Origin of the sequence: Flavobacterium humi, assembly GCF_004745595.1 — a bacterium.
Classification (GTDB): Bacteria; Bacteroidota; Bacteroidia; order Flavobacteriales; family Flavobacteriaceae; genus Flavobacterium; species Flavobacterium humi.
The window spans coordinates 153,271-169,493 of the sequence record NZ_SRLH01000004.1 but is presented as its reverse complement, the minus strand read 5'-3'; the positions used below and the strand labels follow the sequence as shown (position 1 = coordinate 169,493).

Genomic DNA, 16,223 nt, shown 5'->3' with positions numbered 1-16,223 from the left:
AAAAACTTGAAAAACCGGACTTTTTTTAGTATTTTACACCATACAATTTTTATAGGCCTATGCTACTAACTGCCGCAACGACACAAACCACACAACATTTGTACCCTTTGATCAGCGATTTGGGATTAATCCTGATGACAGCAGGCGTAGCGGTTTTACTATTTAAGAAAATCAAGCAGCCTCTTGTTTTAGGCTACCTTATAGCCGGTTTCCTGGCAGGCAAGCATTTTGATTTTTTCCCTTCGGTGAAAGATGTACATAGTGTTGAAGTTTGGGCGGAAATAGGGATTATTTTCCTTTTGTTTAGTTTAGGCCTGGAATTCAGCTTCAAAAAACTGATGAAAGTAGGCGGAACAGCCTCCATCACAGCTATTACTCAAATTATTATTATGGTCATCGTCGGTTATTTCGCCGGCCAGCTTATGGATTGGGGGAAAATGAACAGTATTTTCCTAGGCGTGATGCTTTCCATTTCTTCCACCACCATTATCCTTAAAACCTTTGATGAATTGGGCGTTAAATCCCAGAAATTTGCCGGAAATGTTATCGGTGCTTTGATTGTCCAGGACATCGTAGCCATTTTAATGATGGTCTTGCTTTCGACCATTGCAGTAAGCCAGCAGTTTTCAGGAACCGAATTGTTGCTTTCCGTTCTCAAATTAATCTTCTTCCTGACCATTTGGTTTATCGGAGGGATCTTTTTTATTCCAACTTTATTGAAAAAAGCCAAACACTTGCTCACGGATGAGATGGTTTTAATTATCGCGATCGCCTTATGCCTGATGATGGTTATCCTGGCTTCCAATGTAGGTTTTTCACCAGCTTTGGGCGCTTTCATCATGGGATCGATCATCGCTGAAACCACTCAGGCCGAGCATATTGAGCATTTGGTAAAACCTGTAAAAGACCTGTTTGGCGCTGTATTTTTTGTATCGGTCGGAATGCTGATCAACCCGCATACCCTGGTAGAATACGCAATGCCGGTAGCCATCCTGACTTTGGTCGTTATTTTCGGGCAATCCATCAGTGCGGCAATTGGGGCGTTGTTTTCGGGGCAACCGCTGAAACAATCCGTACAAACAGGGATGAGCCTTTCCCAAATTGGGGAATTTTCATTTATCATAGCAACCCTCGGAAGCACACTCCATGTGACCAGTGATTTTCTGTACCCGATTGTGGTGGCCGTATCGGCAGTAACTACCTTTACCACTCCTTATATGGTAAAACTCGGTACGCCTGTGGCAATTTTCCTGGAAAAGAAATTACCCCGGAAATGGGTCAAAGCCTTTGAACAATATAGTGCCAATGCCGATGCGATCAAAACCGTGAGTACCTGGCAAAAAGCGCTCCGAAGCTACCTGATGCAGATCGTGCTGCATTCCATTATTATTATTGCCATCGTACTGTTGTCGACCAAATATATATTGCCGCTTGTGGAAGGTTCTACATTCGGTCACAGTATGGCCGCCTTAATCACATTGGTACTGCTTTCTCCTTTCCTTTGGGCGCTGTCGTTCAGAAGGATAGCAGTAGAAGAAGTAACCGAGTTGTTTCAAAACCGGAAATACCGCGGCCCTATAGTCATGCTTATTTTCTTCAGGATTGCCCTTGGCTTGTTTTTTATCGGATTCATCCTCAACAACTTCTTTTCCCCTATTACCGCACTCATAGCACTGATTGCCTCCCTTATTGTTTATTTCCTTTTCCCAAAACGGTTGCAGGCCCGCTACCATCGCATTGAAAGACATTTCCTGAGCAACTTCAATGAAAGGGAAATTTCCAGGGAGCGCCAAACACGCCGCGACCTGACTCCCTGGGACGGCCACATGGCTACTTTTGATATTGCCTCCGCTTCCAATCTTACCGGAAAGACATTAGAGGAATTGCACCTTCGTGAAAAGATGGGGATCAATATTGCTTTTATCAGGCGTGGGGACATCATGATCAATATCCCGAGCCGCAACGAACGATTGTTCCCCGGTGATGAAATTTGCGTTATCGGTTCCGATACACAGGTTAAAAAATTCAAAAAATACCTGGATCAAAACGAAATCGAAGCGCCCGAATTTGTGGCTGAAACCGATATCGTATTACAGCATCTGGAGCTGAAAAACGAATCTTTCATTGGCAAAAGCATCCGACAATCCCAAATCAGGGAAAAAACAAACGGTTTGGTGGTAGGCATCGAACGGGAAGGAAAGCGCATGCTCAACCCCGATTCGCATCTTATTTTGGAAGAAGGGGATATCCTTTGGGTTGTAGGAGACAGGAAACTGATGGCCGGGCTGTTTAAAAAATAATTTAATGGCGGTTTCACAAAGTTTTCATAATGTCTCCTAAAGTTTTCACAAACGAATTCTTACATTGGAAGAATAAGAATATTTTCGGCCAACAATTAAAAAACCGTTATTCTTTATGAAAATTTATTTTCTTTTATTCTTTTCAGTTCTTATTGGAAGCCAAACCTGTTTAGCGCAGGAAAAACTAACCGAAACCGAAAAATTGATCTGTACTGCTAAAATTTGGGGATTTCTAAAATATTACCATCCCAAAGTCGCCAATGGAAAATACGATTGGGATACGCAGCTTTTTGAAATACTTCCTAAAATTGAAAAAGCGCAGGATAAAACAGCACTTTCAAGCGTATTCAGTCAGTGGATCGCATCTCTTGGAGAAATTAGCAGGTGTAATTCCTGCGGAACTGATTCCAAAAAGGAATACTTTACTAAAAATTTTGATTTGAATTGGACACAAGACCGGAATCTGTTTTCAGATGAAGTATGCAAAAAACTGAAGGATATTGAAGAAAACAGGTTTCAGGGAAAACAGCATTATGTATCTACAATCAATAATGTGGGTAACATTCAAATTGAAAATGAACCCGAATACAAAAATTTCGATTGGAATAATAAAAATTTAAGGATTCTTTCCCTTTTCAGATACTGGAATACCATTGAATATTTTTTTCCTTACAAATACCAGACAGATCAGAAATGGGATTTGGTCCTTACTGAAATGCTTCCTAAGTTTCTACATCCGGAAAACAAAGAGGAATATCATTTGTGCATGCTAGAATTAGTAGTAAAAATCAATGATTCGCATGGTTTTTTTATCACCCCGGAAACGAATGATTATTTTGGCCTGAAATGGTTGCCTGCAGATTTTTCAATTATTGACGATAAGGCCATTGTTACTAAGTTTTACAATGATAGCTTGGCACAGAAAGATGATTTGCGGATTGGCGATGTTATAACAAAAGTAGATGGAAAGCCTATTTCGCAAATCCTGGAAAAAAATTATAAATACATCAATGCCTCAAATGCTTCTTCAAAATTAAACAACGCTAAATATGCTATTTTCAATGGTTCAACCGATACCGTAAAAATAGAATATATAAGAAATGGGACTACGGAATCCAAAACCGTTAATCGGTACTTTTTTAAAGATTTCAAATATAAATTCTCTTGGGGAAAAGATAAATGGAAGATTTTGGATGGAAATATTGGCTATGTGAATATGGGCACCGTGACCAATAAGGAAATCCCGAAAATGATGGAAGACCTTAAAAACACAAAGGGAACCATCTTTGACATCCGAAATTACCCCAACGGAACCCTCTATCAGATCGCCAATTATATAAACCCTACGAAAGCAGATTTTTATAAAAAAATCATCCCTGATTTAAGCTACCCTGGGAAATTCATTTGGGGAGAAAGTGGGAAATGCGGCAACAACAGACATGAAAAATATACCGGGAAAATTATAGTCCTCGTTAATGGGCAAACCCAAAGCCATGCCGAATTTACAACCATGGGTTTTCAAGCCAATAAAAATGCCATGGTTATAGGAAGTCAAACCTCCGGTGCCGATGGAAATATAAGTCGTTTTGAACTTGTTGGCGGTTTTAAAACAATGATGTCGGGAATAGGGATATTCTATCCTGATGGAAAAGAAACACAAAGAGTTGGAATTGTTCCAAATATAGAAGTGAAACCAACCATTTTAGGAATCCAGAAAGGTCAGGACGAAGTATTGGACAAAGCCATTGAAGTCATAAATACCAAATCCTGATAAGGCAAAAATCCAAATCAACAAAAAGCCCATTTCAAATTGAAACGGGCTTTTTTATGTTTAAAAACTATTATTTTTTTTGAATTATCTCGAATAATTAGGAGCTTCCTTGGTGATGGTTACATTATGCGGATGGCTTTCCCCTATCCCGCTGGCCGTAATCCTGATAAAACGCCCTGTTTCCTGTAATGTTTCGATATCTTTGGCACCGCAATACCCCATTCCGGCACGAAGGCCTCCAATGAATTGCTGCATACTTTCGTTCAGGTCTCCTTTATAAGGGACACGGCCAACGATTCCTTCGGGAACAAGTTTTTTGACATCGTCTTCCACATCTTGGAAATAGCGGTCTTTCGATCCCTCCTGCATGGCTTCTACCGAACCCATCCCTCTATAGGATTTGAATTTCCTTCCTTCAAAAATAATGGTTTCCCCTGGTGATTCCTTTGTACCGGCCAAAAGCGACCCTAACATAACGCAATTCGCACCGGCAGCAATCGCTTTAGGAATATCTCCCGTATACCGGATTCCGCCATCTGCAATTACAGGAACCCCGCTTCCTTTTAATGCGGCAGCCACTTCCAATACTGCTGAAAATTGAGGAAACCCGACACCGGCAACTACACGTGTGGTACAAATGGAACCTGGCCCGATTCCTACTTTAACAGCATCGGCACCGTTTTGGGCCAAATATATTGCCGCTTCCGGCGTAGCGATATTGCCTACTACTACGTCAAGGTCTGGGAATTTGGCTTTCACCAACTTCAAAACATCAACCACTCCTTTTGTGTGCCCGTGTGCGGTGTCAATAATAACAGCATCTACTCCTGCATTTACAAGGGCAGTAGCTCTTTCAACAGCATCAGCAGTTACACCAAGTGCAGCAGCCACACGCAAACGTCCGAATTTATCCTTATTTGCATTGGGTTTTTGTGTCAGTTTGGTTATATCCCTGAAAGTAATGAGCCCGATGAGTTTGTATTCTGCATTGACCACAGGAAGTTTTTCAATCTTGTTTCCTTGCAAAACCACTTCAGCCTGCTCTAAAGAAGTGCCTTCAGATACCGTAACCAGGTTTTCGCTGGTCATTACCTCTACAATTGGGCGGGCATTGTTTTTCTCGAAACGCAAATCACGGTTGGTTACAATCCCTTTCAGTATTCTTTCTTCATTTACTACCGGGATTCCGCCAATACTGAATTCACGCATCAATTGCTTGGCATCGCCTACGGTCGCCGTTAATGGCAAGGTAACCGGATCGATGATCATTCCCGATTCGGCACGTTTCACCCTACGGACTTTAGCCGCTTGCTGCTCGATGGTCATGTTCTTGTGCAAAACGCCTATGCCTCCCTCCTGGGCCATGGCAATTGCCATAGAGCTTTCGGTAACGGTATCCATAGCTGCGGATACAATCGGGACGTTAAGGGTAATGTTTTTCGAGAATTGGGTTTTGATGCTTACTTCGCGCGGAAGTACTTCAGAATAATTGGGGATCAGAAGAACATCATCGTAGGTTAATCCTTCTCCGATAATTTTAGCTGTATGTGCTTTCATGTTGCAATTTGTCGTTGTAGTTAAATTGCATGCAAATATAACACAATTATCTCTCTTATAAAAACCGTTTTAACTTATCTTTAAAAAACAAATTCCAAAGTGGTATAAAACACCCTTGGCTCTGAAGGGATAATCCCCGGCCCAGGATAACCGGTAGCCCTTCTGGTAAAGTACCAATTGTTGGTCAGGTTGTTTACCCCGGCCTCCAATTTGAACTTACTCCATTTGTAGGAAGCGGAAAAATCCATTACATAATAAGCCGGAATAGGCCCGGTAACACCGCCTTTGTCTGAAGGTGAATTTAAAGCATCGGTAAATTGAGATGAAACATACGTGAGCTGCAAACTGGATAAAAAGTTCTTATACCCAATGCCCGTACCGGTCTTAAGGTTGAAAAGCGGTACGAATTCCACTTCATTGCCTTTGAATTTGATAACGTTCCCGTTCCGGTTTACTACCGAAGCATTTAAGTATTGTGAACCGGTAATGGCCAGGTTCGAAAATAAATTCCAGCTCAGGTTTTCTTTTTCTTTTAAAAATGTTTTGGCCACATTCCAATCGAACATGGTTTCGAATCCATAGGTGAAAGCCGTACCGATATTATCCCTGTACCGGACCAAAAAGGCATTGGCCCCTTTATCATTGTATTCCCCTATTTTATCGTTATAGTACAATCCGAAAATACTGGCATCAAAACTCAATTTATCTTTTATTTTTCCCCGGATACCAAGATCGGAAGTATATCCTTTTTCATCTGTAATGTCCGCGGCAATTTCCTGGCTCGGGTTGGCAGTCCTGATATCATTAAAGGTGATGGATCGGTAATTTTGCGCCACGTTCCCGTATATTTCGATACCGTTTAAAGGCTTGTAACTCACTCCCACTCCCAATAACAGCAATTGCCTGTCTTTTACATTATTCTCGTAAACGGTTATATCTTCATTGATTCCTCCGGCCAAATCAAGGCTTATTTTCCTGAAATAACCTTCGGCTCTTGTTTTGATTTTTTCAAATCGGAATCCCGGCGTAATGGAAAACGAAGGGGAAATCCTGAATATGTTTTCCCCGAAAAAAGCAAAATTCAAATTCGGGAACTTATAATCGGATTGGTTCGCGTACAAAGGGAATTCATCAGTCGCCAGATGGAAATCCGCGTTGCTTCCTGAACTTCCAGGCCCCTGGATTCCGGTATTTTCCGATTGGTAGTATTTTCCGCCAAGCAATAAAGCATTGGTATTCTGGCCCATTTTGTATTTTTTCAGATAACGGGCTTCGGCGCCCCAGTTGACAAAATCCCCCAAGATCAGGTCTCTTTCGTTTCCTGGCTTATCACTGTTATTGACACGGTTGGACCGGTATCCTAAGGCTTTCCTGCTGGCATCCAAACCAAATAATTGCAAGGAAAATTCGGCATCATGCTCGAACTTGTGCTTCAACCGCAGCGAAAATAAATTCCAGTCAACAGCAAACCAGTTCCTGTCCCGGTTGCTTTGCGTAGGATCCTGCTCGAACATGCTATCGGTTAAACCTCCCGGCTGTTTGGCCAGATAATTGAAATACGTATAATCGAAATGCAGTGAAGTCCTGTCGGTAAACTGGTAATTCAGATTGGCAAAATAGGTTTTGGCGTCAAACTGGGAATTCGGACGAAATCCTTTTCCTTGTTTGTAATTGTAAAAAGTATAATAACTGAATTTCCCTTTGGTCCCGGAAAGGCTTGTAAAATTCGTAAACAGGTCGTAAGAACCGCCGGTAGTCCTGTTGACCAATTCTATTTCTTTCTTGCTTGGGGTTTTCAACTTGAAATTGATCATCCCGCCAAACTGTGTCCCGTATTGCAGTGAAGCCGCCCCGCGTACAATCTGGATTTCTTCCAAAGCTTCTGTTGGCGTGGCGTAATAACTTTCGGGGTAACCCAAAACATCGGCACTGATGTCGTATCCGTTTTGACGTGTGTTAAAATTTGAGGTACGGTTCGGGTTCAGCCCACGGCCCCCGACTGATAACTGTAGGCCTCCGTCGCTATTCTCATTGATGGTAAGCCCTACCACCTGTGAATAAATCTGGCGGGCATTGTTGGTCGCTTTGTTAACGGTAAGTTTGTCCAAAACCACCACTTCCGATTTTCTTCCGGCGTAAATGGCCGTTTCCTCCACATCCTTTAATTTCCTGACCGCTGACAATTGCTCTCTCTGCCTGTTGATGACAACCTCTGATAATTCTTTGCTTAACGACTGTAACACGATAGCTTCATAATTAGTTTTTCCTGAAATGGCTATCTTTTTTTCTGCCATGGCATAATTCTCGGAAAAAAAGACAAAAACATATTCACCGGGGTTTTTAAGCGTGATATCAAAAGCCCCGTTGGCATCAGACGTTGTCATATTGCCGCCGGTTTTATTGTATATTTCCACTCCGGACAGTTTTTTCCCGTAGCTATCCGAAACCGTTCCCGAAAAAGTATATTGGGAATGGGCGCTGATAGTGCATAGCAGCAATACAAAATATTTAAAATCCTTTAATTTCATCATTGAAGGGAAGAATCCAGTTTTTGTGTTTGAATGAATCATTTTCTTTGGCAAGATTTATATTGGGGTCAATGTATTTTTGGCTCAGCCTTCCGTTGAGCGCTACATAACTTTCTGTTTTTACAATAGGATCGGCGTAACCTGAATTCTGATAATAATCGTGCAGGAAATGAGCATATTCGACTATAAAATCAGGCTGGAAAGACATTTGTTTCTCCTGGAACGGTGTCAGGAAATCATTATTATTGATATGGATTGTTTTCCCGGTAACGGCGTCGGTAACCGTAAATTGGGTATAGCCAGCCTTTTCCATCAACATCACCCGCCATGAAAAACGATAACCTTCTTCTGTCCAGAACAATTCATCCGGATAAAGCAGGTAACGAAACGGAAAAGCTAATTGGAAAACCATAAAAACACCTAAAACACTTAATTTCAGATAATTTGATGTATTGTTTGTGCTCTTTTCGGGCAAATTGTTTTCCCATACGGCCGGATTGATCCTCAAAAACCTTGAAATCCAAACCAGGCATTTCTGATGGAAATCCCCGCCAAAAAAGATCAAAGTACTAATGATCATCACATACGGGAAAACCCCGATCGGGAATAATATTTTAGTCAGTATATGGAAAACAACCACTGCGGCAAATGCAAAAATCCTGGTCCTTCTGTACAAAAGCAAAAAAGGGATTGCCAGGTCATACAAGGCTCCTGTCCAGCTAAAGGCATACTGGACCCATATCTTATTTAAGTAATACCCAATGATAGGCAGGTCCATATTGGCCGGCAACCAGATCCTGAGCGGCATGGCTTCGCACAACCAGTCGGAGTTTAGTTTGGCCAGCCCGGCATAAAAATAAACAATGGCCAGCATCAGCTTGAGTATGTCGATAGTCCAGCTTGGGACATTCTTGCTGGCTATTTTTGGGTTTTTCCAGGCATCTACCGAAAAAGCAGCATTGGCCGGAAGGAAAATAAGGATGAAACTCACTACCGAGATGAAGTAATAATGATTGAGATAGGTTGTTTTATCCAGCAATTCAATATAGGAAAAAGTCAGGAAGAACACACAAATTGCCATTCTGTATTGGTAACCAATTGCCACCAGAAAGGCGGCCAGCCCGCAAATAAAGAACAACAGGTAGGTGTAATCTCCGAGGGGTTTTACCCAACTGAATCCGTAATAAGTAAAATGAAAGAGCGGCTTAAGGTACAGTTTTTCAATCCAGCCATACGTGGCAAAACGGACAATACTGAAAAGCATCATTAAACCAAACGCCAGCCTAAAAAAAGCTAGCGTTGCGGCATTTGAATTCTTATGAAGATATTTATCTATTCCGAGGTTCATTACTAATCTCCGTCACTATCCACATAATCAACAGAAATATTCAGGGCCTGCATCATATCCAGTTTGAAATAAACCACATTTTGCTGCATCGCGTTAAAAGCACTAACCATTTTAGTATTATCTGCTGTTATCTGCTGGGAGAAACTGGAATTTAAGACATTGTTGGCGGTATTGATTGTCCCGAACTGATTGTTGATGACAAGGCTCAGTTTTTGGCCGTCCCTAACGGTATTAAGGTAATCCAGGTAGCTTTTTAAGCTTTGGCCTTCTGTGGCACTGTTGAAATGCTTTCCGTTGAAAAAATCCTTAGACGCCTGAATTGCTTCATTTAGCAAGATTTTGGAAACATCATTTTTATAATACGCTTCTACTTTACCTGTGAAGGTCGTTCCGCTGGAATATATCCCGGCAGGTATCCCCACTTTTCCGGCACGGATATCCTTTTCATACACTTTTACAAAAGTATTAACCGTTACATTGGTAGCGCTGTTCACCGAATTTCCGTTACTGCCAATATAGGTATTCCTGAAGTTTGAAGTCCAGTCGGCAACAATAGCATCACTAATTGTTTTAAGACGGGTAGTTAAGGCCAGAAGATATTGTTTGTAACCTGCGGCATTTCCATTGGTGGTATAAAACCCTACAATAGCAGCATTGTCAGCTCCCAATCCGTTGATCATGTAATCCAAAGCCGGGAACCCTTGTTCGTCGGCACTGGAAATCGTTGTCAGGCTATAGGTTCCCGAAGCGATATTCTCATTCACGCCACTGGTATCTCCGGTATCAACATTAGGGCCTGTTTGTACAGGATAGGTGTTAGAGAACATCCTAAGGCTGTATATATCTTCCGTTGCTTTGCCTATTTCAAAAATGGCAACGTGCTGGTAAGCTTTGTAGGCTTCGAGCCAGTTGGTTCTTAGCGTTTCCAGGTTGGCGTCATTTGGGGTAGTTGTAAAAGCAACTGATGCAGTTGAAAGCGCATTGACTTTCGACTGGTAATTTTGAAAGGAAGGAATAATTATATTATCGGCCCAATTGGTAAGCAGGGCTGTTTTATCAAAACCGTTATTTTCTTCAGCCGGATTATCGCTACTGGAAGAGCAGGATGCCAGAATTGCTATGGAACCCAGAAATAAAAGTATTTTCTTCATCTTTCTTTATTTTTTTGCAAAAGTACAAAAAAGCAGAAGAAATACATCTCCTACTTTTTTGTAATTTCATGTTATTGAATACTATTAACCTTGAGCAGCGTCAGCTACTGTAAAACCGAATTTATTGGCAACCTGAGTTGAAATCTCGTCAATTTTTGCCCCAAGGTGGTCAACATCCCATAATCCTGGCTGAGAAGCAGTACCTCCGTTTAATTTGCCCAACATCACATCTACTTCAGCTTTAGTGAAATAGGGAAGGTTTGTAGCCGGATTGTTTGTATATCTCAATGACATGATAAATCCGTATCCTTCTGATAATCCGTGGAAAGCAGCCATACCGTTAGCCAGGTTTGTTTTACCTTCTTGCAAATAGTGGACACCTCTAATGGCCGCCACTTTAGAAAAACTTGCTTTGATGATGGCGATTTGCTGGTCTCTTACTGCGTAATCATTTCCTGTGATAGCTGCTCTACCTTTAATGAAAGCGTTTAGGATGTCTGTTTTTAATGAATTGAAAACAGCAGTCTGAGCACTTACTTGATTGATGTAGCTACTCCAGAATTTTACGGTAGTACCAGAATCCAAACCGTAGATGTATCCATATGCCTGATCCCAAGCATGCTCCATTTCAGTGTAGTTTTTACCGGCAACCAATACTTTGTTTGCATTATCCAAACGATTGTTTGCAGCGTCCAAAACCGTTACGCTTAAGAAATTATTCAACACCTGGTCCATCATGTGTGCACCCATCATCCCTTTTTGGATTACCTGAGCAGGCTCAAGCCCGTTAGCGGCAAATAGTCTTTTGCTTCCTGTTGCAGGAGTATATAACCCGGCAACACCAGCTGCAGCAACAGCACCGGTCTGGCTAGCAGCTACGGCATCGGTAAAGGCACCTTGGAAAACATTCTGAACAGAAGTCGATTCTGAATTCCCTCCATTAAAATAAACAATTGAAGTAGCGGTCTTATCTTTTAAGTTGATAGAAACCGGAGCCGTTACAGTTGTAAATTGAGCATTCGTATTGGCATACATGTCTGTCAATTTTGAAGCTGTTAACGGAGTTGTTGTACCACTACCAACATAACTACCTATTTCGGTCAACATTTTAAGACGTGTGTTCTGATCTTCAAAACCTACAGAAGTTGCAGTGTTTCTTGAAAATTCATACGTAGTTGGTACGGTATAAGGTAATACTGTGATTTGTTCACCTTGAGGCTCATCGTTATTATCCGAGCAAGAAGCAAAAGTTAACATCAACACAGGTAATGCTGCTAAAAGTACATTTTTAAATTTCATAATGCCTAATTTATTTAGAATGAATTAAAATAATTTCGAGTGCAAATATAATTACTGATTCTAAATGAGGCAAATTTATTTAGATTATTTTTAAATAAGAAGGCGGGATTTTCATCAATGGTAGACCGTAAATATTTTAAGAGCTTCATTGTAAGCACTTTCAAAGCTCATCGGGCTTAAATTGGTGTCCGCTTTTTGGGCAGTAAAATACGACAGCATTTTTTCGGTAGGCATATTCCCTGTTAAGTCATCCTTGGCCATCGGGCATCCGCCAAAACCCTGGATAGCGCCATCAAAACGACGGCAGCCCGCTTTATAAGCAGCGTCAACTTTTTCAAACCACTTATCGGGAGTGGTATGGAGGTGCGCCCCAAATTCGACATGCGGGTATTTTGGGATCAGGTTGGAAAAAAGGTAGTCAATTACTTCGGGTGTAGAACTCCCAACCGTATCGGAAAGCGAAAGGATCTTAACGCCCATATTGGCAAGCCTTTCGGTCCACTCGCCCACTATCTCTACATTCCAGGGATCTCCGTAAGGATTTCCGAAACCCATGGAAATATACGTTACTACTTCCTTTTGTGTCTTGTCTGCAATGTTGAGGATTTCCTGAAGTGTTACCAACGATTCGGCAATGGTCTTGTGGGTATTCCGCATCTGGAAGTTTTCCGATATGGAAAAAGGAAACCCAAGGTATTGTATCTCTTTATGGACAGAAGCGTTTTCGGCTCCCTGCGTATTGGCGATGATGGCCAATAATTTGCTTTGTGTCTGGGACAGGTCAAGTTGTGCCAATACTTCGGCGGTATCCTGCATTTGCGGAATGGCTTTCGCCGAAACAAAACTCCCGAAATCTATGGTATCGAACCCTACACGCAATAACGATTGGATGTATTGCACCTTTTTATCGGTAGGAATAAAATCCTTGATCCCTTGCATGGCATCCCTTGGGCATTCGATAATCTTGACTTTTTCCATTACAGGTACTACAGTTGTGAGTGGCTAAGGTAATAAGATTTATAGTTTTTCTAAAATCTTTTTGTTAATGGCTTTCACCAGCGCCGGCCCTTCGTAGATAAAACCGGTGTAAAGCTGCACCAGGCTTGCTCCTGCTTCAAGTTTCTCCAGGGCATCTTCGGCCGTATGGATACCGCCCACACCAATAATCGGGAACGCTTTATTGCTCTTTTCAGACAGGAAACGGATCACTTCGGTGGCTCGTTTGGTCAATGGCTTGCCGGATAATCCTCCTGTTTCGTTTTGGTTGGAAGATTGCAAGCCCTCACGGGAAATAGTGGTATTGGTCGCGATTACGCCCGCAATTTGGGTTTCTTTGACAATATCGATGATATCCAGCAATTGCTCATCGGTTAAATCCGGAGCTATTTTAAGTAAGATAGGCTTTGCCTTTTTACCTGCTTCCGTTTTATGCCGGGCTATATTTTTGTCCTGAAGGGTCTGCAGTAATTTAGTGAGAGGTTCTTTGTCCTGCAATTCCCTTAAATTAGGTGTATTGGGAGAACTTACATTGACCACGAAATAATCGACATAATCGTACAAGGCATCAAAGCACAGTTCGTAATCCCTGACCGCATCTTCGTTTGGAGTCACTTTATTTTTACCGATGTTGCCACCGATAAGCACGCCTTTGTTTTTCTTTAGCCGTAGCACCGCCTGATCGATCCCGCCGTTATTGAAGCCCATACGGTTGATGATGGCCGAGTCTTCCTTAAGCCGGAACAAGCGCTTTTTAGGGTTGCCTTCCTGGCCTTTTGGGGTCAATGTCCCTATTTCTATAAAACCGAAACCGAAATTGGACAGCTCCTTATACAGTTTGGCATCTTTATCGAAACCGGCAGCCAGCCCAACGGGGTTCTTGAATTTAAGCCCGAAAACCTCGCGTTCCAGACGTTTGTCATTGATATGGTAAACCGATCGGAAAAGAGATGGGAAACCGGGAATCTTATTGAGGAATCTTACCGCCGAAAAGGTAAAGTGGTGTACTTCTTCCGGGTCGAACCAGAAAAGTACCGGGCGAATGAGTTGCTTGTACATGGTTTTGTTGTGTTGTGGTGCAAAAATAAAAAATAGTAGGGAGATATGGGGTATGGAATGTGAGAATATTTTGAAAGGCCTAAGACAGAGGCAAGAAGAAAGAAGAAAGAAGCAAGAGGCAAGAAACAAGAATTCAGGACCTTGCTCATGGTATAATGGAATGGCGCATAAGGTGTGCTGCACTCTAGCTGCACTCTAACTGCACTCTGACTGCACTCTGACTGCACTCTAAGTGCACTCTAGAGAAATTGAAAAAGCTTTTTCTTTTGTCTTGATACACAAGAAACAAAAAATCAAGCCTGCAAAAACAAAAGCGCAAAAACTACCTTGAAACGCCGCTCCGCGTCCCGAGCCGCTCGTCGTTCCTCCTCGATTTCGCGGAACGCTGCTGCTTTGCTTCTTCGTTGTTTTTTATGCTTTTCTTTTTAAGGGCGTTGTGGAGGGCTTGGAAAGATAACGTGGAAAGATTGGGGAGATCCCTCCTTCGTCGGGATGACAAACGTTAAAGCAAAATTATACCTGACAGCCACTGGCTGTCCTCCTTTTAATTTCAAATGTCGGGATGACAAACGTTAAAGCAAAATTATACCTGACAGTCACTGGCTGTCCTCCTTTTAATTTCAAATGTCGGGATGACAAACCTTAAAGCAAAATTATACCTGACAGCCACTGGCTGTCCTCCTTTTAATTTCAAATGTCGGAATGACAAACGTTAAGATAAAAGATTATGTATAGGCTAAAGATTACGTAATCTTGTCATGTTGACGAAGGAAACATCTCCGCTAACTTTTCTTGTACTTTGCCTTGGCACAAACCGAAGCATGAGGTTCAACCTGATATTCGTTTGTGGCAAAATTTTTTGAAACTATTTTTTTGCCACAAAAGTTGTGGCAATTTTTTCTGTTATATTTTTTTTGCCACAGTTTTTGTGGCAAAATTATTTGGGATTGCTTTTTTGCCACAAAGAAAATGCTAACAGCGGTTTTACTTGAAAAGATTCCTCCTTCGTCGGAATGACAAACGTTGAGACAAAAGATTGGACAGTAAAATTATCCCTGATTTTGTCATTCCGACAAAGGAGGAATCTCCACAAACATATTTCTTTACTCTTGTCTCTTGATTCTATTTTCTCTTTACAATTTATATAAGTATTTTTGTGTAAACCTGGCATCAACCAATGTAACAAATAAAGCAGGATCAATAAGATATCCTTTATGGCAACCAGCGGATATGTACTTTAAAACCATCAAAAAATGAAAATCGACAAAGCAAGCAGGACAGCACAATATATGGCTTTATTCCGGGCCTTGGAAACCCGCCGGAATCCGGATGACAGGCTCTTTACGGATCCTTATGCGATTCATTTTCTGGACCGTGGCTTGAGAGTCGTGGCCAGGGCGTCGAAAATACCTGTTGTGAGGTCATTTATTACACGAACCATACAGAAAAAGATTCCCGGAGCGTTTTCTTCCGGATTGGCAAGGACAAAATATATAGACGAATTGTTGCAGCAAAATATTTCGGGCGGTACGGAGCAAGTGCTGATTTTAGGCGCAGGCTTTGACACAAGGGCCATGCGGCTTGATTTCCTCAAGCAGGTTCCTGTGATTGAAATTGACCACCCTAACACTTCCAATTTTAAAATAGGGATATTCCGGCAACGCATGAATGCCTTGCCCGGAAACGTCACTTTCTGCCAGATTGATTTCAATACCCAAAGCCTTGACGAATTAGCGGCAACGCACCATTTTGATTTCACCAAGCCGACCACGATTATCTGGGAAGGCGTAACCAATTACCTGACCGCTGAAGCTGTGGGCCATACCTTTGCTTTCCTGTCGAAATTCCCGAAAGACAGCGCTGTTATTTTTACCTATGTCCATCAGCAGGTATTGGATGAGCCCGGCTCCTTTTTAGGTGGGGAAAAATTACTGAAAGACCTTGAAACAATTGAGGAACGTTGGACTTTTGGTTTCCTCCCAAAGGATCTTGCCAGTTATTTAAGCCAATATGGTTTTACCCTTGCAGAGGATTTGGGCGCAGCTGAATACCGGAACAACTATTTGCCAAAACGCAATGAGGAAGGTTATGAGTTTTATAGGGTTGCGGTTGGGAAGAAATAATTTCTAAACAGTTAGGCGTAGCAACCTGCTATTCTTTTGCAAAATAAGTCATATAGATCTGGACAACTGATACAGGCACTGTAAAAGCTTT

The 16,223-nt window shown here is 41.8% G+C and carries 10 protein-coding genes; 3 read left to right on the top strand and 7 right to left on the bottom strand.

What is annotated here, in order from left to right; genetic code table 11:
• Nucleotides 1-59 precede the first annotated feature (59 nt).
• Nucleotides 60-2,300 carry a cation:proton antiporter domain-containing protein gene (locus E4635_RS08355; protein ID WP_135526182.1) on the top strand — a complete coding sequence of 747 codons (2,241 nt, stop codon included), beginning with the start codon at nt 60-62 and terminating at the stop codon, nt 2,298-2,300.
• 115 nt (nt 2,301-2,415) lie between these two features.
• On the top strand, nt 2,416-4,071 hold the full coding sequence (locus E4635_RS08350) for a S41 family peptidase (protein ID WP_135526181.1): 1,656 nt from the start codon (nt 2,416-2,418) through the stop codon (nt 4,069-4,071).
• 84 nt (nt 4,072-4,155) lie between these two features.
• On the opposite strand, the gene guaB is transcribed toward E4635_RS08350, so the two are convergent.
• From guaB to E4635_RS08315, 7 genes are all read right to left on the bottom strand, one after another.
• Nucleotides 4,156-5,628, bottom strand: coding sequence for an IMP dehydrogenase (gene guaB, locus E4635_RS08345; RefSeq protein ID WP_135526180.1), 1,473 nt, complete (start codon nt 5,626-5,628; stop codon nt 4,156-4,158).
• A gap of 80 nt (nt 5,629-5,708) precedes the next feature.
• A complete protein-coding gene (locus E4635_RS08340) occupies nt 5,709-8,159 on the bottom strand; it encodes a TonB-dependent receptor domain-containing protein (protein ID WP_317133526.1) in 2,451 nt (816 codons plus the stop codon).
• A complete protein-coding gene (locus tag E4635_RS08335) occupies nt 8,137-9,504 on the bottom strand; it encodes an HTTM domain-containing protein (protein ID WP_135526179.1) in 1,368 nt (455 codons plus the stop codon). The genes E4635_RS08340 and E4635_RS08335 overlap by 23 nt, the downstream gene beginning before the upstream one ends.
• A gap of 2 nt (nt 9,505-9,506) precedes the next feature.
• The gene (locus E4635_RS08330) at nt 9,507-10,655 is read right to left on the bottom strand and encodes an imelysin family protein (protein WP_135526178.1); all 1,149 of its coding nucleotides are present in this window, start codon (nt 10,653-10,655) and stop codon (nt 9,507-9,509) included.
• An 84-nt stretch (nt 10,656-10,739) separates the two neighbouring features.
• A complete protein-coding gene (locus E4635_RS08325; RefSeq protein ID WP_135526177.1) occupies nt 10,740-11,954 on the bottom strand; it encodes a DUF4856 domain-containing protein in 1,215 nt (404 codons plus the stop codon).
• A gap of 114 nt (nt 11,955-12,068) precedes the next feature.
• On the bottom strand, nt 12,069-12,932 hold the full coding sequence (locus E4635_RS08320; RefSeq protein ID WP_135526176.1) for a hydroxymethylglutaryl-CoA lyase: 864 nt from the start codon (nt 12,930-12,932) through the stop codon (nt 12,069-12,071).
• Between the two features lie 39 nt (nt 12,933-12,971).
• Nucleotides 12,972-14,009 carry a quinone-dependent dihydroorotate dehydrogenase gene (locus tag E4635_RS08315; RefSeq protein WP_135526175.1) on the bottom strand — a complete coding sequence of 346 codons (1,038 nt, stop codon included), beginning with the start codon at nt 14,007-14,009 and terminating at the stop codon, nt 12,972-12,974.
• A 1,253-nt stretch (nt 14,010-15,262) separates the two neighbouring features.
• On the opposite strand from E4635_RS08315, the gene E4635_RS08310 reads away from it, so the two are divergent.
• Complete coding sequence (locus E4635_RS08310; RefSeq protein ID WP_135526174.1) at nt 15,263-16,132, top strand: class I SAM-dependent methyltransferase; 870 nt, start codon at nt 15,263-15,265, stop codon at nt 16,130-16,132.
• Nucleotides 16,133-16,223: the final 91 nt, after the last annotated feature.